This window comes from Pseudomonas sp. SDO5522_S412, assembly GCF_054071215.1.
On the sequence record NZ_JBSVWQ010000475.1, the window covers coordinates 1 to 221 of the forward strand.

A 221-nucleotide genomic window follows, 5' to 3' on the forward strand; every position below is an offset into this window, starting at 1 on the left:
GCCCTGCTGGCGTTGGTGTTCGCGGCCGGATTTGAACAGGTGCGAGGTGAGCAGGCTGCCATTCAGTTCGACGGTGGCGAGGTCGCCACCTTTGTCGTGGTGGAAAGCGAGGCGGTTGTTGTCGGGCAGGCGCAGGTAGTTGAGTTGGCCGCATTCGTCGTAGCGGTAGCGCAACGTGCCCCAGCCCTGGTGTTCGGCGGTGAGGCGGTTTTGCAGGTCGT

At 63.8% G+C, this 221-nt stretch carries 1 protein-coding gene; it reads right to left on the minus strand.

Translation table 11 applies throughout. The features are described from left to right. Positions 1-221: hypothetical protein (locus ACW9I6_RS32500; RefSeq protein WP_457340253.1), on the minus strand; the 221-nt coding region annotated here is incomplete at both ends.